Source organism: Acinetobacter sp. YH12128, from assembly GCF_013418655.1.
Classification (GTDB): Bacteria; Pseudomonadota; Gammaproteobacteria; order Pseudomonadales; family Moraxellaceae; genus Acinetobacter; species Acinetobacter amyesii.
Genome location: NZ_VPBO01000013.1, coordinates 15,650 through 35,779 on the forward strand (window position 1 = coordinate 15,650; position 20,130 = coordinate 35,779).

Genomic DNA, 20,130 nt, shown 5'->3' on the forward strand with positions numbered 1-20,130 from the left:
GATGAAGTTCACTAAAACTTAAACTTTTGATAAAAAATGCATCAGGTGGTTTTTATTTTAGAACAGTTTCTAACCATAATAAAATGAATAAGTTAGAATCATTTATAGATTGCTTTCTAGATTTAAATCGAACACCGCCCTACTCACAAAAAAATAGCGAGCCGTAGCTCGCTATTTCTCAATGGATAAATTCATCTTTTCTGTCAAAAACTCAAGCAATCATCTCAATGTTATTTATGGATGAATTACTTACTTTTTGGCTGTTGTTGTATGCGTTTTGCCTTGTAATTTGGCATAGTCCATTAGCACGTTTGCTGCTTCCGTCACAAAGACTTCTTCTTCAGGCAGTGCTGGACGCTGGTTTGCCTTCATTTTTGCACGTGCCTCCACCAATGCATCCATAGACGCTTGGTAGCTTTCCCAGTTGGCATAAGGTTTTTGACCCACCACTTTACGACGCTGATTTTCAGCATCCAAAGACTTTTGCTCTAGTGCCAACAGCTCGGCTTTACGCTTCGCTAAGTCAAGCACCACACGCTTTTGCTCTTCTGTCTTTTTCGCAATCGCAGTACGTTGTTCTAAATATTTAAATTGCGGATCAATGCTGACACGTTGCTGAGATGACTTAATCAAATCGGGAACATAGGCTTGGATCGAGCCTTCACGTTTAAACGGTGCGGTTGGAATAGTATCCCACTGTAAAGCATTTTTCGATTTACGCTCACCAAACTCTTCATTGTAAATATCGACCAGCTTAATATCCGGTACGACCCCTTTATTTTGGGTACTGCCGCCCGTCACTCGGTAAAATTTACGTTGCGTTAAGGTTGCTTGACCATAGGCTAAAGAGTCAAGTTGTACCTGCGCTGTTCCTTTACCCGTTGTGGTACTACCAATCACCACACCACGCTCATAGTCTTGAATCGCAGCAGAATAAATTTCACTCGCAGAAGCCGAAGCCAAATTAATCAATACCGCCAATGGGCCTGCATAAGTTTGCGCGCCACCATCATCATCTTCAAACACGCTGACATTGCCATTACCATCACGGATTTGCACCACTGGACCTGATTTAATCACTTGTCCAAGCATACGTGCCACTTCTTCAAGTGAGCCGCCTGGGTTGTTACGCAAGTCAATGATGATGCCTTCAACATTTTGCGCATCTAATGTTTTTAAGGCTTTATTGGTATCTTCCGACACAGAACGGTAGTCTGTACCCGCACGACGTGCACGATAATTTAAATAAAACGATGGAATTTCAATCACACCAAACTTATGTTTTTTGCCATCACGCTCAATTTCAACGGTACGTGAACGCACGCCTGCATCTTCTTCTTGAATTACATCACGTACAATCGTGACATTTCGCGCTTGATTCATGGACGCACCAGCACCCAATAAACGTAAAGTCACTTTGGTGCCACGTTTACCACGAATCAGTCCGACAATTTCATTGCTCGGCCAGCCGATCACGTCCACCATTTTGTCGCCATCTTGAGCAACACCAACGATGCGATCGCCCGACTTGACTTGCCCTGACTTACTGGCTGGACCACCTTCCACGATCGTTTCAATTTTGGTGTAGTCTTCGTTACCACGTTCAGGACGAATCGACACCCCAATCCCTTCCAATTGCAACGTGGTTTGACGGTTCAATTCCATCGCATCTACAGGCGGAAAATAGTTACTGTGCGGATCATACGTCAGCATCATGGCATTCAGAGTTTTATCAAGCACATCATCGCTTTTTAAACGACTAATCCGCTCTAACTGACGTGTATAACGCTTGGTTAAAGTCTGTACAGGTGTTAAGTCTTCAGGACCTGTTAAGTCTTGACCATTTGCCAGTGTTGGGTCATCTTTCAACGCTTTTTGTTTGGCTTTCTCTTCTTCTTTGCTGATGGTTAAATTGATCAGCTGAGAGACCAACATTTTATTCCAATGCGCACGCTGCTCTTCTGTCGATTTAAAGAATGGTGCTTTTTCACGATCAGTTTCGATGTAGTTATTCGGTTGATTTAAATTCTGTGGCTTTTTCAGCTCTTCCAACATATAGGTGTAGAACTGTTTTAAGCGCTCACGATATTGCGCATGAATCGCATACGGCCCTGTTAAATTGCCCGCTTTGAGATTTGCACCAAAAGTTGAACCATAACGTTTTTTATAATTTTCAATATCCGATGCCAAGAACAACGTATGTTCAGCGTCTAAACTATCAATATAAAAATCTAAAATACGGTTAGAGGTATTGGCATCTAAACGCTGATTTAAATAGTGTTGACGGTCTACCAATGTTGCAAGCTGACGTGAGACCAAGGCTTGCTCTTGTGTGGGCTGAATGGTACCCGCGCTCACTGCTTCTGTATTATTGGCAGCAATTGCGTCATTCACCACATGAGTGAAAAAGAATCCACCTGTCGCAATCGCAACGGCACAAGCTAATGTTTGAAGTTTCATAAATAATTTGTACTTCCTTGGTATTAAGACCAATATTACCGTGTTGGTTTTCGACCTGAATTGAATAGATTCAAAATCTTAAACAACTTAATATGTTTATGTCGTGTAGTTTTATCATATTCTCTGCTGACAAAGTGTAGCAAATCATTGCAGAATTCAGGTATTGTTTTTCCTTAAAAATTCCAACACGGACACCGAATATGATTGGCGCATTAATGCTCGACATTGCTGGCACAGAACTTACCCAAGAAGATATTGAACTATTACAGGCACCACAAGTTGGCGGCATGATTTTATTTGGTCGTAACATTGAATCTCCTGAACAAGTTCGTGCCCTAACCGACCATATGCGTCAAATTCGTCCTGATATTTTAATTGCGGTCGATCAGGAAGGTGGTCGTGTACAACGCTTAAAACAAGGCTTCACACTCCTACCAGCTATGGGTAAGTTTGGAGAACTTTACTTAACTGAACCTGAAAAAGCTGTTGAACTGGCTGAACAATGTGGCTGGTTGATGGCAGCTGAAGTCCTTGCGGTCGGCATCGATTTTAGTTTTGCACCAGTGCTGGACCTAAATGATGTTAGTGATGTGATTGGTGACCGTAGTTTTGCCAAAAATATGCAAGATATCATTCCACTGGCAAGTGCTTTCTTAAAAGGTATGAAACGTGCAGGAATGGCATCTACAGGTAAGCATTTCCCAGGCCACGGTTCAGTGAAAGCAGACTCACACGTCGCTGCTGCTATTGACCATCGTAGTTATGAAGAGATCTACCAAAAAGACATGCAAAGCTTTATTCAACTGCAACCACAGCTTGATGCCTTAATGCCTGCGCATGTGATTTATGAAAATATTGATCCTAATCCTGCTGGATTTTCACCGTATTGGATTCAGAAAGTCTTACGTCAAGAGCTCCAATTTGATGGCGTTTTATTCTCCGATGATTTAAGCATGCAAGCCGCTTGTGTCGCTGGCGGCGCAGATGCTCGTATGCAAGCAGCATTAAATGCAGGTTGTGATATGGGCCTTGTATGTAATAACCGTGAATCTGCATGCATTGCGCTGGATGGCATTCAAAACTTGGCTCTCCCAAATCAAGAACGCCTAGAACGTATGCGCGGTAAAATCCCACAGATTGAGATTGGACAAAGCATTGAACTCGGGGCGGACTGGCAAAACGTGCGTAACCGTATTGTGGATTTTAAAAATCAATATTGCTAATCCAAGACTTTCAAAATTCTAGAAAATGGAGCACGACAAGGTGCTCCTTTTTGATTTATGATGAAGACAAAATAAGTGCTTCGGCGCTATACAAAAATTGCCAATAAAAACAACATTAGGTCAGGACGACATGACACAAAGTTTATCGGAACATCGACACATTTCCTTTACTGCACATTACACCGGCTATATTTGGTACAGCATGGGGATTTCGCATCCCGTTTTTGCCACACGTAAAGGCAAATTTTTAGCACGTTTAGTCCATCCTTTAGAAAGCTGGGCAGAAAAGAATGTGGGCGGTAGCATGCGCTCGACGCTCAAACAGCGCCATGCCATGATCGATCAACATTTAGATCAACTCATTGCCCAACACCCTCAGCTACAAGTCCTTGAAATTGCCTGTGGCCTCTCCCCGCGCGGTTGGAATTTTCGCACCAAACATCCTGAAATTGACTATCGTGAACTCGACTTGCCAGATATGGCAAAAATCAAAACACAGGCACTCAAACAGATTGACCCGCATGCCCCCGAGGTCTTAACTGGCGACATTTTCACACAAGATTTTGAACGTATTTTTCAGAGTTTCAACCCTGAACGTCCTTTGGTGGTGATTAGTGAAGGGCTAATTAATTATTTTGATCAAACGCTACTGAATAAGTTATTGCAAGGGATCACCGAATATGGCGCCTCGTTTCAGGAATTACATTATCTGACCGACATCTATCCAGAACCCGTTAAAAACCGTTTAGCACGTTTTATTTGGGCCAGTAGTAAATTACTCAAAGTCATGTCTCGCAGCGCTTTTACTTTTCATTTTCAATCCCCTGCTGAATTACAGCAGTTTTTCACCCATACAGGATTTGAAGAAGTAAAAGTCGTTCAGCCGGCCTTATACTTTCCACAACAGCAACATGAACAAGTGATTCCTTTCCACGATGCAGAGCAGCACTGTGGCGATTTGGTTTGGATGGTCCATGCCAAAACAAAAAAACAGCGCTAAAGCGCTGTTTTTTTTAGTTGTTCATGTTTTAACTGACGGCTTCTAATAACAATACATCTTCTTTTTGGCGTTGTACAAAGCGTAATAAGCGCTCTGCCAACTCAAAACTACCATGCTTAAACAAAGCGCGAACCTGTGTATCCACAACGTCAAAGATGAGACATTCAATTTTAAACTCACCTTCTTCGTCTTCTAGATGTAAAGCCAAATCTCGTGGATATGCGTGCATGGAGTCCAACATTTCAGCCTGCACATTCAACAACACACCAAAATAATTTAAATCCATAATTTGAGTATCAACCACAAGGTCTGAATGGCGATGAGATAAATGCGTGAATGGCTGTTGTACACTTACACGCGCTTCGCCACGGCGTTCAATATTTTGCATTTGCTCACGGCTCATTGGAATGATCCCTTCCAACTGCTGAATAGACTCACCGCGTAGATAAGTTGCAAACAAATTCATGGTTTCCTTACGGCGTTGCAACTGCGGTAAATGATCCGCATTGGCAATCATAGCAAATTGCATATTCGGACATTGCAATGCAAAGCCCGCATTTTCATGTGGCAAAGTAAAACTGTCGTACTGCCCGCATGACACCAATACATCACACTGTGGAATCGGCACGTCTTGCAAACGCAGCAAACGATTACAGTTAATGTCATAACGCTCTTGTTCGGTATTGGTGAATTCAGCCATTTGTCTAAAGAACAAACGCTTCGCTGTCGGTGACATCCGCGTCACATCCAGTTTGGCATGATTGACCAAATACAAAATCACCGCTTGACCAAATTCATCCATGCGCTGTTCTTTCATTAAGTGCAAGGATTCTTCAAGCAACATGCGCCAGCTCTTGCGCGTTTTTTGCATCACGCCCATTAAAATCATGCGATCAATCAATTCAGGACGTTGATCGGCCAGACCTGCTGCCACCACTGAACCTAGTGACATCCCCATCACGGATACTTTTTCTAGCCCGACGATATCCAACCAAACGCCCAACATCTGCGCCAGATCACCCAACTCTAAAGTCCCTGCCGACACCGAAGTATCGACATTGGTAATTTGCTGGTTTGAGCCCATGGAGGGTAAATCAATTAAAATAATTGGGCCTGCCGCAAATAATTGTTCGACACAATATTTGTAGGAATTAAAGTTTTGAAATGCCCCACCAATAATAACAATCGGGGTGCGATGAATCGTTTCAGGTTGTGCAATGGCCATATATTCGACCTTCCAGCCATCAATCCATGTCGTTCTGGCAGGCTGTTTAAAGCTTTGCTTGTCATATAGATCGAAAAAACTGTAATGCGTACTTTCCTGTACGGTGGGATCCATTTGGATAATGGAATTCATATTCCTTTCCTCCATTCCTGCCTTATTTTTATTGTCAGGAATTCATTTAGAGACTCTGCTCGACTTAGCGTCCTGCTCTTTAATCGTTATTTGTACGACTTCAATGTCGCTATTGTTTCATTCTATACAGAGGTTCATTTTACAAGCAACTGATATCCCCGCCGCTTATCTACTTTTGTTCTAAAAACAATTTCAAAATGTTAATTCTGGTCAGCAAGTACAGTCGAATATGCACTTAAGTGCTTCATTGTTCAGTCACAGGCTGTTAATATCGAGTTGAAATTTCTAAGTGATCAAACCGCTATGCAAGAGTCTATTGAACAATACATGCAAACGGTAGGACAGCAAGCACGCACAGCATCACGTGTGCTCGCAGGGGCTTCTACCCAGACTAAAAATAATGCCTTATCAGCAATTTATACTGCTTTACAAAACAGTGAAACTGCAATTTTGGCAGCTAACCAAGTGGATATGACCAAAGCGCATAACAACAACTTGGATAGTGCTCTACTTGATCGCTTAGAACTTACCCCCACACGCTTTAAAGGCATGCTCCAAGGTCTAAAAGATGTAATCGCACTCACTGACCCGATTGGCGAAATTACCGATATGGCCTTTCGTCCGACAGGTATTCAGCTGGGCAAAATGCGCGTGCCGCTAGGTGTTGTCGGCATGATTTACGAATCTCGCCCCAATGTAACGCTTGAAGCCGCATCTTTAGCGCTTAAATCAGGTAACGCGATTATTTTACGTGGTGGTTCTGAAGCTTTGGAATCTAACCAAGCAATTGCAGCAGCGATTCAACATGGCTTAACTGCTGCAGGTGTACCTGAGCATGCCGTTCAAGTGCTTAATACCCCAGACCGTGCTGCGGTTGGCCAATTAATTACTATGCCTGAATATGTCGATGTGATCGTACCTCGTGGTGGTAAAGGCTTAATTGAGCGTATTACCAATGAAGCACGTGTGCCGGTCATCAAACATCTTGATGGTAACTGCCATGTTTTTGTGGAAGCTCAGGCTGATTTGCAAAAAGCATTACCTATTGCGCTCAATGCCAAAACACACCGTTATGGCGTATGTAATGCCATGGAAACCTTACTTGTCGATGAAAATGTCGCTGAAGAGTTTTTACCACGCATTGCTGAACTTTATGCGGAGAAAAAAGTTGAACTTCGTGGCTGTGCTGAAACGCAGCGCATTTTGGGTGAATCGATTGTTCCTGCAACTGAAGAAGATTGGTATACCGAATACTTAGGCCCGATTTTGGCAGTGAAAGTCGTTACTGGCTTAGATGAAGCGATTGAGCACATCAACAAATATGGCTCACACCATACCGACTCGATCATTACCGAAAACTTTAGTCTGGCTCGTCAGTTCTTGGCGCGTGTAGATTCGAGTTCAGTGATGATCAATGCCTCGACGCGTTTTGCAGATGGTTTTGAATATGGTCTTGGTGCTGAGATCGGCATTTCAACCGATAAAATCCATGCACGTGGTCCAGTCGGTCTTGAAGGTCTGACTTCTCAAAAATGGATTGTATTTGGTGATGGTCAAATTCGCCAATAACACCCAATAAGACAATGAAAGCTGTGCTTTTCTGATTAAAGGCACAGCTTTTTTTATGGCAATTTAAAAAACTAGACCCAAGGTTCACATATTGAAATATAAGCCTGCAAACACACAGGATCTAGAATCGAAAAACAGATATTTTGACAATTAAATGCTTCAGAAAAATAAGAGAAGTTCAAATTACCTGCTTTTTTGCAACAATTTTAGGATTACAGCGCAGCAACCGCATGTTATGTTCTATGTATATCTCTTAAATCGTATAAATTTTGAGGATTATTTTATTAATAAATGAAAACTATGAACTGATAAATTTTAATTATTATTGTGCTCAGGGTCGATAGTGCTTAAGTCTAATCTCCTAAAGTCTATCTAGGACGATAAAAAAACCCATGATAAAACATCATCACAGATCTAAATTGCATCAATCAATACAACTGCAATCAGATCAACATTATGGATAAGTATTTCAATTAGAATTCGGGTATTTAAACGTGTCTACATCAGTATTAGTAATTAACTGCGGATCTTCTTCTATCAAATATGCGTTAGTTTCTGAGCGCCGTGAAGATCGTATTTTTGGTCTGGCCGAGAACCTAGGTTCTGCTGATGCACGTATTAAAGGGGTCACTACGGGTGGTGCTGCGCTTGAGCTGTCTATTCCACATGCTGACCATGAAAAAGCCCTCGAAACTATTTTAGAGCGTTTGGCTCACCATAATCCTCAAGCGATTGGTCACCGTGTTGTTCACGGCGGTACATTAACCAAAGCTGAGCTATTAACACCAGAAATTATTGAACGTATTCGTGAAGCAACACCGCTTGCTCCATTGCATAACCCTGCTCACTTGGTGGGTATCGAAGCAACCATGCGTTTGTTCCCTGAACTTCCGCAAGTAGCCGTATTTGATACAGCATTCCACCAAACCATGCCGTCTCATGCATACCGTTATGCATTACCAAAATTTTTGTACACACAACATAACGTGCGTCGTTATGGCTTCCACGGTACTAGCCATGCCTACGTATCTGAGCGTGGCTCAATGTTGGCAGGCAGCTTTAAACAAGGTGGCTGGTTAACTGCTCACTTGGGCAATGGTAGCTCGACTTGTGCGATTTGGAATGGTCAATCTGTAGATACGTCAATGGGTCTAACACCACTTGAAGGTGTCGTAATGGGCACGCGTAGTGGTGATGTCGACCCAAGTATTCATAGCTTCCTTGCGAGCAACTTAGGTTGGGATATCTACAAAATCGACAAAATGCTGAACAGCCAATCAGGCCTACTCGGTTTGTCTGATCTATCAAATGACATGCGTACATTGATCGAAGCATCAGAACAAGGCAACGAAGATGCCGCACTTGCCATTGAAGTATTCTGCTACCGTTTAGCAAAATCTTTGGCAGGCCTCAGCTGTGGTCTACCACGTATTGACGGTTTATTCTTCACAGGTGGTATTGGTGAAAACTCTGCCTACATTCGTGAAAAAACGGTTTCATACTTACCGCACTTTGGTTTCAACCTGAGTAAAGAATTAAATGACAACTTAAAACGCGGTACTGAAGGTCGTATTGACCACGGTACTGGCCCACAAATTTGGGTTGTTCCTACCGATGAAGAAGGCCGTATTGCCAAAGAAACTGAGCATGTTGTAGACGAGGTGACAGCGTCTGCTACAAAAAAGCCTGATGCTGAAGCTGCGATTGCATAAGCAATCGCATCAGCCCCTTCGCCTTCAATATTAATTTTTAGCTTTAATTTAGACACCGTATGAAAACAATTTTACTCGTGCCAACTGGGGAAGGTGTAGGTTTAACATCTGCATGCTTAGGTTTAATTTATGCTTTGGAATGCCAAGGGGTCAAAGCAGGTTTTCTGAAACCATTTTCACAGGAAAATGTCGCAGATACTGTAGACCGTACAACGGCTCTTTATCGTCATTTATTTAATAATGAAACGGTAGAACCCATTCACCATGCCACCATCGTGAAACAACTCAGTCATGATGAAAGTGATGAACTGCTCGAAGAAGCGGTTCGTTTGCACCGTGAAATTGCAAAAAAGCATGACCTAATTATTGTTGAAGGCTTGGTTCCAAACAGCCGAGATAACTTTGCCTCAGAACTGAATGCGACTGTAGCAAAAGCACTCGATGCCAAAGTGATTATTGTCAGCACAGCAGATATTCAAAATGCCACGAAAACGGCTGAGAAAATTGACAGTTCACTACGCCAATTTGGTGGTGCTGCATCTGAACGTACTGCGGGTGTTTTGTTTATGCGCACACGTGGCTTGCCAGAAGAGTCTGCGCAAATTCCTGTCACACTTGATCCAAATCTGCGTTTAATTAGTGACACCAATAAATTTGTACTCGAATTACAACAAAGTAATCCGCAAATTGGTTCTACACAGCTACCTGTTATTGGCCTCGTTCCATTTAGTAATACGCTCAGCGTACCGCGCATGTCTGACTTGGCGACGCATATTCAAGCGGAATGGATCAACCAAGGCGATGCTGCTCATCGCCGTGTACTACATAGCAGCTTAGTTGCGTCGAATATTGAACATGAACTTCACAAATTTGTGGCAGGCGAACTGATTATCAGCGCCTCTGACCGTATTGATGTGTTGTTGGCTTCTAGCCTTGCAAGTAGCAATGGTATTCCACTTGCCGGTTTAGTTTTGACTGAACATCATCAACCGAACCCACAAGTTTTGGATTTCTGCCAAACCGCGATTAAGCAAGGCTTACCGATTTTACATACGCCTTTAAGCACTTTTGAAACGGCACAACAACTTTCAAATTTAGGCAATGAAATTCCTGTCGATGACGTAGAACGTGCAGAACAAGTGACCCGCTTTGTTTCAAGCCACATTAATGCTGAGTGGATTACTGAAGTATTAAATGGTTCATATCAACCACGCTTATCCCCTTCTGCATTCCGTCATGAATTGGTACAAAAATCCATTGCTGCGAAAAAACGAATTGTTCTACCTGAAGGTGATGAACCACGGACCATTCAAGCGGCTGCCATTTGTCAATCACGTGGCATTGCACACTGTATTTTATTGGCAAAACCTGAAGCCGTGATTGAAGTTGCAAAAGCACGTAATATCGAACTTCCTCATGATTTGGAAATCATTGATCCAGACCTGATTCGTGAAAACTATGTGCCTAAAATGGTTGAGCTGCGTAAAGGCAAACTCAATGATCTACAAGCACGCGAACAGCTACAAGACACCGTGGTTTTAGGCACCATGATGCTTGCACTCGATCAAGTGGATGGCCTTGTATCTGGTGCAGTACATACTACGGCGAATACAGTGCGTCCAGCATTCCAATTGATTAAGACTGCACCTGATTATTCATTGGTTTCTTCTGTATTCTTTATGCTGTTACCAGATGAAGTCTATGTCTACGGTGACTGTGCCATTAATCCAGATCCAAATGCAGAACAGCTTGCAGAGATTGCGATTCAATCTGCAGATTCAGCGAAAGCTTTTGGTATTGACCCACGTATTGCGATGATTTCATATTCAACAGGTACTTCAGGTGCAGGAGCAGATGTCGAGAAAGTGGCTGAAGCAACACGTATTGCCAAAGAACGCCGCCCAGACTTACTTATTGATGGCCCGCTTCAATACGATGCTGCATCGGTGGAAAGTGTGGGACGCTCTAAAGCACCTGACTCGAAAGTGGCTGGTCGTGCCAATGTGTTTATCTTCCCTGACTTAAATACAGGTAATACTACATATAAAGCAGTTCAACGTTCTGCAAATGTAGTCAGTGTTGGCCCAATGCTGCAAGGTTTAAACAAGCCTGTAAATGACTTGTCTCGTGGCGCATTGGTCGATGACATCGTGTTTACCATTGCATTAACGGCAATCCAATCCGAACAACAAGAAGCTTAATTTTAGTTTCGAGTTCTTAACCACCCTTTCGAAAGATTGGGTGGTTTTTTGTTTTATATAACTTCCATTATATTAAAAATGGCTCAGAATTAGTGGAAATTTCTTTTAAATTCTATGGCTGAATTTTGAGTATTTGGTACATGACCAATAATATATTCATTCTTCGCTTAAAAAAAGAAATCAAAGCTCTGATACACATATCTAATTTAAAAAATAAAAGGAAAAATTTACATAAATTAGAGCCTGGATATGAAGCTAGGGCGTGACGTCTTGCTTCAGTTTATGCCAATATTTATCTAGAAAAAGAAAAACATGGAAACAAGGATTTAGTTGGTCGTTACTATTGGATGGGCTTAGGTGCATTTGCTTCAAATAATCTTAGCTGCCATTGTTAAACATGGTTTAACTGCATGGGGATATAAATGGATTCCACTAGGGGTAATTCGTGATCCTGTACATACTTTTGCAAAAGGTAACTTATGGTTATTTATGGATATTGCACCTTGGCATTATGCTTGGAGCATGTCTTCAACCTCTTTCAATCAATGCCGAACTCAACGTGATGTTTCCAAATTTACTCATATTAAAGAAGAAGTTATAAACATTCCTTGGTCAAATTGTTTACCCATAATTAAAAACTTAAAAGCACTTTAGAAATTAAAAGTGCTTTTGAATATCTACCAAAAATTGAAAAGTATTCTGCCGAGTTCTTATAATATCAAAAACATGGAAAGAGAATATCAGGGGCGACACGCCGGTGTACTTGATAAGGTACCAGAAACAGTATACAGCGAACCATTATCAAACACTAAAGTCGCCAATTATGATAGCCGTATGGAATGGATTAATAAAGCAACAGAAAAATATCATCGTTTAATGCAAAGTGATAAAGGAAGATACTTTTTAGAAGAAGAACTAAAAATTATTGCGAAATGGGGCGATAGCAAAGCTAATTTTACAGTTGGAAAGGATAGTAATGATGGAAAAATTTAATTACTGCATTGTTATTTTTATGGTGGGTTATCTCCTTTCAGCTTGTCAACCTAGTGCAAAAAATACAGAGAATAATGTCATGAATCAACTGCGTTTTAGTTTACATTTAGGCAAACAAGGATTTAAAGATTTTTCTCAACATAATCTTGGGCATCCCGATAGTCATCCATCTGGAGCAGGTTTTAAAGAGTTAGATTTTACACCGCCCAACTTAGGTCAGATTAAAGTTGAAAATGGTGAGAATAGCTTAGTGATAGATCATGTATTTTCAGTTCTAGGAACATCGTTTAATAATGAGGATGGAATACAAGGGCTTGATGTTAATGCAGGGCTAAACAAAGAAGAATTTGTACGTCCTGAACAAGCCCACCAAGCTTATGTTGACTTAATGAAACGTATAAATCAGGCCGAATGGAAAAATTATTTCTATCGTTTTTCTGCACGAATAGCAAAGGAAGATAATATTCGATATCTAATGAAATCAGGTGATGTCATTGACCCGACTTATATCTTTAATTATGAAGAATGGAAAAAAATAATCAATACAGTTGGAGGGAACTCTATTGGCTACCGATTATATGCCAATGGTATCCTTTTGGATCTGAGTATAAAACAAACTCAAAAAACTGAAGATGGTAAAGAACAATATATGGTTCGTTATGCTTTCAATACGATTCGTTATGATGAAAGAAATTCAATGGATGATTCAGAGAATAATATTGATACTTACAAAATGACCTCAAAAGAGTTAGAACAAGCATTTGCAAATGAGCTGATAAGAAATAAAAAATCAAGAGAAATTGATGAAAAAGAAGTTATAGTACAAGGCTACCGTATCGATGAAAATTATGAAGATCCTGATGTTTGGCAATATGTTAAATAATCAAATGTTGTCGCGTTTAGACTCAATTTTAAAGCACTTTTACACAAAATTGATCATTGAAACTAAAGATTTGAAGATTTGAAGATTTGAAGATTTGAAGATTTGAAGATTTGAAGATTTGAAGATTTGAAGATTTGAAGATTTGAAGATTTGAAGATTTGAAGATTTGAAGATTTGAAGATTTGAAGATTTGAAGAAGAATATTATTTTTATAAAATTTAAAGCAAAAAAAAGAAGATAAAGCTTTAGGCTTGATCTTCTTGTTGACCGTAGAACCAAGTTGCTGCGATAAACAGAGAAAAACCAATAACTGACAACACTGGAGTAACCATATATTTCACACTCTAACTTTGATGACGTCATTATGTAAAAGTTTTATGACAGTTATATGACAAATATGAAATATTCAAAAACAAAAAATATCATTTATTTTCAATAGTTTGAAAATAAAAACATATCTCTCCCTCTAGTTTTGTGACAAATATTTCATGAAATATGACAGTTAAAACGTCATTTTCAGGCCATTTATGACTGCGAAACATGGCGCTGTTTAAGCCTATTAAACTTTCGGCCAAAGATTAAGCGAAATACCCACACAACTGTGTTTTTGTCTTATAATTTAGCCCGCTAGCTAACAGCCCGCTCAAGAGATATTTGTATGACAACTATTATCAAGCAAGATGACTTGATCACATCGGTAAAAGATGCGCTTCAGTTCATTTCTTACTATCATCCACAAGACTTCATCCAAGCGATGAGCCGTGCGTACGACCGTGAAGAAAACAAAGCCGCAAAAGACGCGATTGCACAAATTTTAATTAACTCTCGTATGTGTGCAGAAGGCCATCGTCCTATCTGTCAAGATACGGGTATTGTGAACGTATTTCTTGAAGTGGGCTTAGACGTTAAATTTGATTTAACCATGAGCCTAGACGATGCAATCAACGAAGGCGTACGTCAAGGTTATCTTGAAAACTCAAACATTCTTCGTGCATCAGTATTAGCTGATCCTGCTTTTGGTCGTAAAAATACCAAAGACAATACCCCTGCTGTAATTCACTACAAGCTCGTTCCGGGTAATAAAGTTGATATTACTGTTGCTGCTAAGGGTGGCGGTTCAGAAAACAAATCTAAACTTGCAATGCTTAACCCTTCTGACTCTATCGTAGATTGGGTACTTAAAACTGTTCCAACAATGGGTGCAGGTTGGTGTCCTCCTGGTATGCTCGGTATCGGTATTGGTGGTACTGCTGAAAAAGCCATGATGCTTGCAAAAGAAGCATTGATGGAAGAAATCAACATGGACGAATTACTTCGTCGTGGCCCACAAAACCAAATCGAAGAACTTCGTATCGAAATCTTCGAAAAAGTAAATGCTTTAGGTATTGGTGCTCAAGGTCTTGGCGGTTTAACGACTGTTCTTGATATCAAAATCAAAGACTACCCATGTCATGCTGCGGGTAAACCAGTAGGTATGATTCCTAACTGTGCTGCAACTCGTCATGCACATTTCCAATTAGACGGTTCAGGTGTAGCACATATTCAAGCGCCTAGCCTTGAAGACTACCCAGCGGTGACTTGGGATTCATCAACATCTAAACGTGTTGACTTAGATAACATCACTCAAGAAGAAATGAACTCTTGGCAACCGGGTGACACACTGCTTCTTAACGGTACAATCTATACAGGTCGTGACGCTGCGCACAAACGTATGGTTGACATGTTAAACAAAGGTGAAGAACTTCCAGTTGACCTAAAAGGTAAATTTATTTACTACGTTGGCCCTGTTGATCCTGTCGGTGACGAAGTCGTTGGTCCTGCTGGCCCAACAACTGCAACACGCATGGATAAGTTCACACGTCAAGTGCTTGAAGCAACTGGCATGTTCGGTATGATTGGTAAAGCGGATCGTGGTCCTGCTGCTGTTGAAGCAATCAAAGACAACAAAGCGACTTACCTCATGGCTGTCGGCGGCGCTGCTTACTTAGTATCGAAAGCGATTCGTGAAGCTGAAGTTGTAGCATTTGCTGACTTAGGTATGGAAGCGATCTACAAATTTGTTGTAAAAGACATGCCTGTATCGGTAGCTGTTGACGTGAATGGTACTTCTGTACACGCAACTGCACCAAAAATCTGGCAAGCAAAAATTGGTAAAATCCCAGTAGTTGATGCTGCTGCGAACTAATTTCGCCACATTCAAGATCTAAAAAAGCACCCCATCGGGTGCTTTTTTAATGTCAATATTTAGGCTGTTTGCCGAATGACATTCTCTATTTAATATTTTCCTACACTAAAAAACACGAGCTAATTACATTACCAAGTTAATGGATTCCACAGTTTAAAAGGCTTGGTCAACTGTACATCTTCCGCAGGATCATAATGAGGTGCCTTCAACTTCTGCGCACTTTTCCGCACTTTTCCAGTGTTTTGATCTTCTGCCACAAAGTTAAAACTGTTGGATTTCAACTCTGTAAATGCGATTTCATTTCGACCAATTTTTTCAGGCATGAGCAGCAATGGCCCTGAAACCGTTCTTTTACTGGATAAATTCTCTTCATCATATTTGATGAAATAGGATTGACCTGCTTCAACATCAAAGTCTAAATATTTAGGCTTTTGAAAATGATTCACCCCCAAAGGGCGACTGGACGATAAGCGGTAATTCCCTGCCGGTAACTCCACCCAGTAATAATGATTATTCAATAAACTTGGAATACGCTCACTGTTCAGAAATAAGCTGCTGGCCACAATTTCTTGACGATTCCATTTACTGTCTGGACGATATAAATACACGATCGCTGCTTGATCATGCTGAGCTTTTACTTCTTGAAAATGTCGGCCTTGTTTCTGATTGACCCAACCACCAATGGTAAACATACCCAATCGATATTGCTCAATATGACCCGGTGTACTTTCAGGATCCACAGGCTTTAATGTCGAAGCCAATGACGTTTGCTCAACGGCTGATTTTCCATGACAACCCAGCAGCGCTACACTGCTTAAAAGTAGAATTGCAACTTCACGCATGATTATCCCTCACTGCGTCTTTTTTTATTTTTACACTTTTGTTTTCAGTTTTTTACATTCAGGCATCCACGCCATCCTGCTGAGATTAACATTCTGCTTTTATTTTTGGAAATAAAAAACGTGTGCAAATCTTGGATTTACACACGTTTCAGACGAATAGCGCTAAGCAGATTTAGAGTTCACAACTTTTAAATCTGACTTCGGTGCAGCTTCTTCAGTTTTCTTTGGTTGACGTTCTGATTTAAATTCAGGTTCCGCTTCACCATTAATCACCGCTTCATTGACGACAACCGTACCCACATCTGAACGACTTGGTAGATCATACATCGTTTCAAGCAATGAATTTTCTAAAATCGAACGTAGACCACGTGCACCCGTATTACGGTCAAGGGCTTTTTTAGCCACGGCACGCAATGCTGAGTCTTCAAATACGAGGTCAACATTTTCCATTTCAAATAAATATTGGTATTGACGTGTCAATGCATTTTTTGGTTCAGTCAGAATCTGCATCAATGCTTCTTCGTCGAGTTCTTCCAAGGTTGCAATGACTGGCAAACGACCAATAAATTCAGGAATCAGACCGAATTTAACCAAATCTGTCGCTTCAACTTGGCGGAATAAGTCAGATAATTTTTTAGTTTCATCTTTCTTACGCACTTCAGCCGTAAAGCCAATACCACCTTTTTCCTGACGCTGCTGTACGATTTTCTCTAGACCAGAGAATGCGCCACCACAGATAAACAGAATATTTGAAGTATCAATTTGAATAAATTCTTGCTGCGGATGCTTACGACCACCTTGAGGCGGAATCGACGCAACCGTACCTTCGATCATTTTCAATAACGCTTGCTGAACACCCTCACCCGATACATCACGAGTAATCGATGGGTTTTCAGACTTGCGGGTAATTTTGTCGATTTCATCGATATAGATAATGCCTTTTTGTGCTTTTTCTACATCGTAATCGGCTTTTTGAAGGAGTTTTTGAACAATGTTCTCAACGTCTTCACCCACATAACCGGCTTCAGTTAAAGTCGTTGCATCTGCCATCGCAAATGGCACATCTAAAAGACGCGCAAGTGTCTGAGCAAGCAGCGTTTTACCTGAACCTGTTGGTCCAACCAACATAATGTTACTTTTCGAAATCTCTACTCCGTCTTCTGGTTTTTTACCACTGGTGCCAACTTTTAGGCGTTTATAGTGGTTGTATACCGCAACAGAGAGGGTCTTTTTCGCAACATCTTGCCCAATCACATATTGGTCAAGCGCAGCACGGATTTCATGCGGTTTTGGTAAAGGACGAGTTGCCCAGTCATTTGATTCAACTTGCTGACTGGTCTGAACTAGGTCAAGACATACGTCCACACACTCATTACAGATGTACGCGTCCTCACCTGCAATCAGTTTCCCGACTTCAGACTGCGTTTTACCGCAAAATGAACAATGCTTTTGTCCTTGAGGATGTTCGGACATATTCACTCCAATAATTAATTCTTTAAAACTTATGGACGTTTAGATAAAACTTCGTCCACAAGACCGTATTCTTTTGCAGCTTGCGCTGTCATAAAGTTGTCACGGTCAGTATCTCGAGCAACAGTATCGTAGTCTTGACCACTATGCTCTGCCATCAAACGGTTTAAACGTTCTTTAATGAATAGAATTTCACGTGCATGAATTTCAATGTCAGATGCCTGACCACGGAAACCACCAAGTGGTTGGTGAATCATGACACGGGCATTTTCAAGACAATAACGTTTGCCTTTAGCACCAGCATTGAGCAGGAATGCACCCATCGATGCTGCTTGACCCATACAATAAGTCACAACATCAGGTTTAATAAATTGCATGGTATCGTAAATCGCCATACCTGCTGTAACCGAACCGCCTGGTGAGTTGATATATAAATGAATATCTTTATCTGGGTTTTCTGCTTCTAAGAACAACATTTGGGCAACGATCAAATTTGCCATGTTGTCTTCAACTTCACCGGTTAAAAAAATCACACGTTCACGCAAAAGGCGTGAATAAATATCAAAAGAACGCTCGCCACGAGATGACTGTTCTACCACCATTGGCACTAGTGCGTTTTCAATTGTTGGAACATACATACGTTATTTATTCCTAAATTTTTCTGACTCAACCCATAATTCACAATATGAGGGATATTTGTCGAAATTGCAAAAGATTCCCAATTAAATAACAGATATTTTTTTCATAAGCATTGTGAAATCAGGACAACTTATTTGGGGGCAAATTTCGATAAAAAAAGGCGCTTAATGCGCCTTTTTTTGAAAGCTAGAAATTAGCCTTGTTGACGAGCTTGTTGCTCTTTCAATAAGTCTTCATAGCTCACAGTTGTATCAGTTACTTTAGCAGAAGCTAAGATGTGATCTACAACTTGGTCTTCTAGAATAACAGCTTCGATTTGAGCACGTTGCTGTTTATCGTTGTTGAAGTATTCAATTACTTCTTTAGGATCTTCGTAAGAAGAAGCCATGTCTTCGATGTAAGCATCAACACGTGCAGCATCAACTTCAATTTTAGCATCAGCTAATACTTTGCTGACTAATACGCCAAGTTTAACTGATTTTTCAGCTTGCTCTTTGAATAGGTCATCTGGAAGCATGCTTGAATCAAACGCTTTAGCGCCTTGAGCACCAAACTGTTGAGTGAATTGTTGGATCATTTGTTGACGTTGACGGTCAATTTCTTGAGCAACCATTGCTTCTGGAAGTTCTACTTCGTTTGCAGCTACAAGCGCATCAAAAGTTGCACCTTTCACTTGGTTACGAAGACCGTTTTTCACTTCACGTTCCATGTTTTTACGCACGTCAGCTTTCAGCTTTTCAACGCCTTCTTCTTCAGTTAGACCGAAGATTTTTAAGAATTCAGCATCAACTTCTGGAAGTTTTTGTTTTTCAACAAGCTTAACAGTGATTTTGAATTGAGCAGCTTTACCAGCAAGGTTTTCAGCTTGGTAGTCTTCAGGGAAAGTTACATCGATAACTTTCTCTTCGCCTTTCTTCATACCAACGATACCGTCTTCGAAGCCAGGGATCATACGACCAGAACCAAGAACGAGTTTAAAGTCTTCAGCAGCGCCGCCTTCAAACTTCTCGCCATCAACAGTACCTTCAAAGTCGAAAGTTACTTGCATGTCTTTTTTAGCCATGCCTTTAGTTTCAACCCATGAAGCGCGTTGTTTTTGAAGATTTTCAATCATCTTCTCAACGTCTTTGTCGTCAACTGAAGTTGTTTTACGTTCAACTTCTAGACCTTCGAACTTAACTTCAACTTCTGGATAAACTTCTACAGTTGCTTCATAAACTAAAGCATCATCTTTCATTTCAGTTTTTTCAATGTTTGGCATACCAACAGCATTGATTTTTTCTTGTTGGATCGCTTCGAATACTGTGTCACGAATGATGTCGTTTACAACTTCTTGATAGATACCAGCACCGTATTCACGACGAACAACGTTTACAGGTACTTTACCTGGACGGAAGCCGTTGATCTTCACAGTTTTGGCAGTGCGTTTCAAGCGAGCTTCAAACTGCTCGTTAATACGGCTCGTCGGTACAGATACATTTAAACGACGGGCAACGCCCGAAACCGCTTCAGAAGTTACTTGCATGGCTTCCTCGATAATTTGTTAGTTAAAACAGTTTTAAAAAAAAGTGCCACATTATATGACAACAATTAAAG

General features: G+C 40.9%; 13 protein-coding genes and 1 pseudogene. 8 read left to right on the forward strand and 6 right to left on the reverse strand.

Going from position 1 to position 20,130, the window contains the following annotated elements; genetic code table 11:
- Window positions 1–249 precede the first annotated feature (249 nt).
- Window positions 250–2,460 carry a carboxy terminal-processing peptidase gene (locus FTU64_RS08075; protein ID WP_180055652.1) on the reverse strand — a complete coding sequence of 737 codons (2,211 nt, stop codon included), beginning with the start codon at window positions 2,458–2,460 and terminating at the stop codon, window positions 250–252.
- Between the two features lie 200 nt (window positions 2,461–2,660).
- On the opposite strand from FTU64_RS08075, the gene nagZ reads away from it, so the two are divergent.
- Both nagZ and FTU64_RS08085 read left to right on the forward strand, forming a co-directional pair.
- The gene (gene nagZ / locus FTU64_RS08080; protein ID WP_180055651.1) at window positions 2,661–3,683 is read left to right on the forward strand and encodes a beta-N-acetylhexosaminidase; all 1,023 of its coding nucleotides are present in this window, start codon (window positions 2,661–2,663) and stop codon (window positions 3,681–3,683) included.
- Window positions 3,684–3,813: 130 nt separating this feature from the next.
- On the forward strand, window positions 3,814–4,683 hold the full coding sequence (locus tag FTU64_RS08085) for a class I SAM-dependent methyltransferase (RefSeq protein WP_180021060.1): 870 nt from the start codon (window positions 3,814–3,816) through the stop codon (window positions 4,681–4,683).
- Between the two features lie 28 nt (window positions 4,684–4,711).
- Here FTU64_RS08085 and FTU64_RS08090 read toward each other — a convergent pair whose 3' ends face one another.
- The gene (locus FTU64_RS08090; RefSeq protein ID WP_180055650.1) at window positions 4,712–6,040 is read right to left on the reverse strand and encodes an alpha/beta fold hydrolase; all 1,329 of its coding nucleotides are present in this window, start codon (window positions 6,038–6,040) and stop codon (window positions 4,712–4,714) included.
- A 303-nt stretch (window positions 6,041–6,343) separates the two neighbouring features.
- Between FTU64_RS08090 and FTU64_RS08095 the strand changes: the two genes are divergently transcribed.
- The 6 genes and pseudogenes from FTU64_RS08095 to FTU64_RS08120 all read left to right on the forward strand — a co-directional run bounded on the left by FTU64_RS08095 (window position 6,344) and on the right by FTU64_RS08120 (window position 15,583).
- A complete protein-coding gene (locus FTU64_RS08095) occupies window positions 6,344–7,609 on the forward strand; it encodes a glutamate-5-semialdehyde dehydrogenase (protein ID WP_078189652.1) in 1,266 nt (421 codons plus the stop codon).
- A gap of 494 nt (window positions 7,610–8,103) precedes the next feature.
- Window positions 8,104–9,321, forward strand: a complete 1,218-nt coding sequence (locus FTU64_RS08100) for an acetate/propionate family kinase (protein ID WP_078189653.1) — start codon at window positions 8,104–8,106, stop codon at window positions 9,319–9,321.
- 59 nt (window positions 9,322–9,380) lie between these two features.
- On the forward strand, window positions 9,381–11,522 hold the full coding sequence (pta, locus tag FTU64_RS08105) for a phosphate acetyltransferase (protein ID WP_168378405.1): 2,142 nt from the start codon (window positions 9,381–9,383) through the stop codon (window positions 11,520–11,522).
- 140 nt (window positions 11,523–11,662) lie between these two features.
- Window positions 11,663–12,515: pseudogene (locus tag FTU64_RS16495) on the forward strand (DUF2515 family protein).
- Complete coding sequence (locus FTU64_RS08115) at window positions 12,499–13,398, forward strand: hypothetical protein (RefSeq protein ID WP_180059543.1); 900 nt, start codon at window positions 12,499–12,501, stop codon at window positions 13,396–13,398. The pseudogene FTU64_RS16495 and the gene FTU64_RS08115 overlap by 17 nt, the downstream one beginning before the upstream one ends.
- 658 nt (window positions 13,399–14,056) lie before the next feature.
- Complete coding sequence (locus FTU64_RS08120; RefSeq protein ID WP_078189659.1) at window positions 14,057–15,583, forward strand: fumarate hydratase; 1,527 nt, start codon at window positions 14,057–14,059, stop codon at window positions 15,581–15,583.
- 128 nt (window positions 15,584–15,711) lie between these two features.
- Here FTU64_RS08120 and FTU64_RS08125 read toward each other — a convergent pair whose 3' ends face one another.
- From FTU64_RS08125 to tig, 4 genes are all read right to left on the reverse strand, one after another.
- Window positions 15,712–16,425: a DUF2846 domain-containing protein gene (locus tag FTU64_RS08125; RefSeq protein ID WP_168377865.1), complete on the reverse strand. Its 714-nt coding sequence runs from the start codon at window positions 16,423–16,425 to the stop codon at window positions 15,712–15,714.
- 162 nt (window positions 16,426–16,587) lie between these two features.
- On the reverse strand, window positions 16,588–17,898 hold the full coding sequence (gene clpX, locus FTU64_RS08130) for an ATP-dependent protease ATP-binding subunit ClpX (RefSeq protein ID WP_078189661.1): 1,311 nt from the start codon (window positions 17,896–17,898) through the stop codon (window positions 16,588–16,590).
- Window positions 17,899–17,927: 29 nt separating this feature from the next.
- Window positions 17,928–18,533 (reverse strand): ATP-dependent Clp endopeptidase proteolytic subunit ClpP, encoded by a 606-nt coding sequence (gene clpP / locus FTU64_RS08135; protein WP_078189662.1) that lies wholly within the window; start codon window positions 18,531–18,533, stop codon window positions 17,928–17,930.
- Between the two features lie 194 nt (window positions 18,534–18,727).
- Window positions 18,728–20,059: a trigger factor gene (gene tig / locus FTU64_RS08140; RefSeq protein WP_078192708.1), complete on the reverse strand. Its 1,332-nt coding sequence runs from the start codon at window positions 20,057–20,059 to the stop codon at window positions 18,728–18,730.
- Window positions 20,060–20,130: the final 71 nt, after the last annotated feature.

Excerpts from the sequence above, each read along its gene's own strand:
- FTU64_RS08075 (WP_180055652.1), bottom strand. The coding sequence starts at position 2,460 with ATGAAACTTCAAACATTAGCTTGTGCCGTTGCGATTGCGACAGGTGGA.
- nagZ (WP_180055651.1), top strand. The coding sequence starts at position 2,661 with ATGATTGGCGCATTAATGCTCGACATTGCTGGCACAGAACTTACCCAA.
- FTU64_RS08085 (WP_180021060.1), top strand. The coding sequence starts at position 3,814 with ATGACACAAAGTTTATCGGAACATCGACACATTTCCTTTACTGCACAT.
- FTU64_RS08090 (WP_180055650.1), bottom strand. The coding sequence starts at position 6,040 with ATGAATTCCATTATCCAAATGGATCCCACCGTACAGGAAAGTACGCAT.
- FTU64_RS08095 (WP_078189652.1), top strand. The coding sequence starts at position 6,344 with ATGCAAGAGTCTATTGAACAATACATGCAAACGGTAGGACAGCAAGCA.
- pta (WP_168378405.1), top strand. The coding sequence starts at position 9,381 with ATGAAAACAATTTTACTCGTGCCAACTGGGGAAGGTGTAGGTTTAACA.
- FTU64_RS08115 (WP_180059543.1), top strand. The coding sequence starts at position 12,499 with ATGATGGAAAAATTTAATTACTGCATTGTTATTTTTATGGTGGGTTAT.
- FTU64_RS08120 (WP_078189659.1), top strand. The coding sequence starts at position 14,057 with ATGACAACTATTATCAAGCAAGATGACTTGATCACATCGGTAAAAGAT.
- FTU64_RS08125 (WP_168377865.1), bottom strand. The coding sequence starts at position 16,425 with ATGCGTGAAGTTGCAATTCTACTTTTAAGCAGTGTAGCGCTGCTGGGT.
- clpX (WP_078189661.1), bottom strand. The coding sequence starts at position 17,898 with ATGTCCGAACATCCTCAAGGACAAAAGCATTGTTCATTTTGCGGTAAA.
- clpP (WP_078189662.1), bottom strand. The coding sequence starts at position 18,533 with ATGTATGTTCCAACAATTGAAAACGCACTAGTGCCAATGGTGGTAGAA.
- tig (WP_078192708.1), bottom strand. The coding sequence starts at position 20,059 with ATGCAAGTAACTTCTGAAGCGGTTTCGGGCGTTGCCCGTCGTTTAAAT.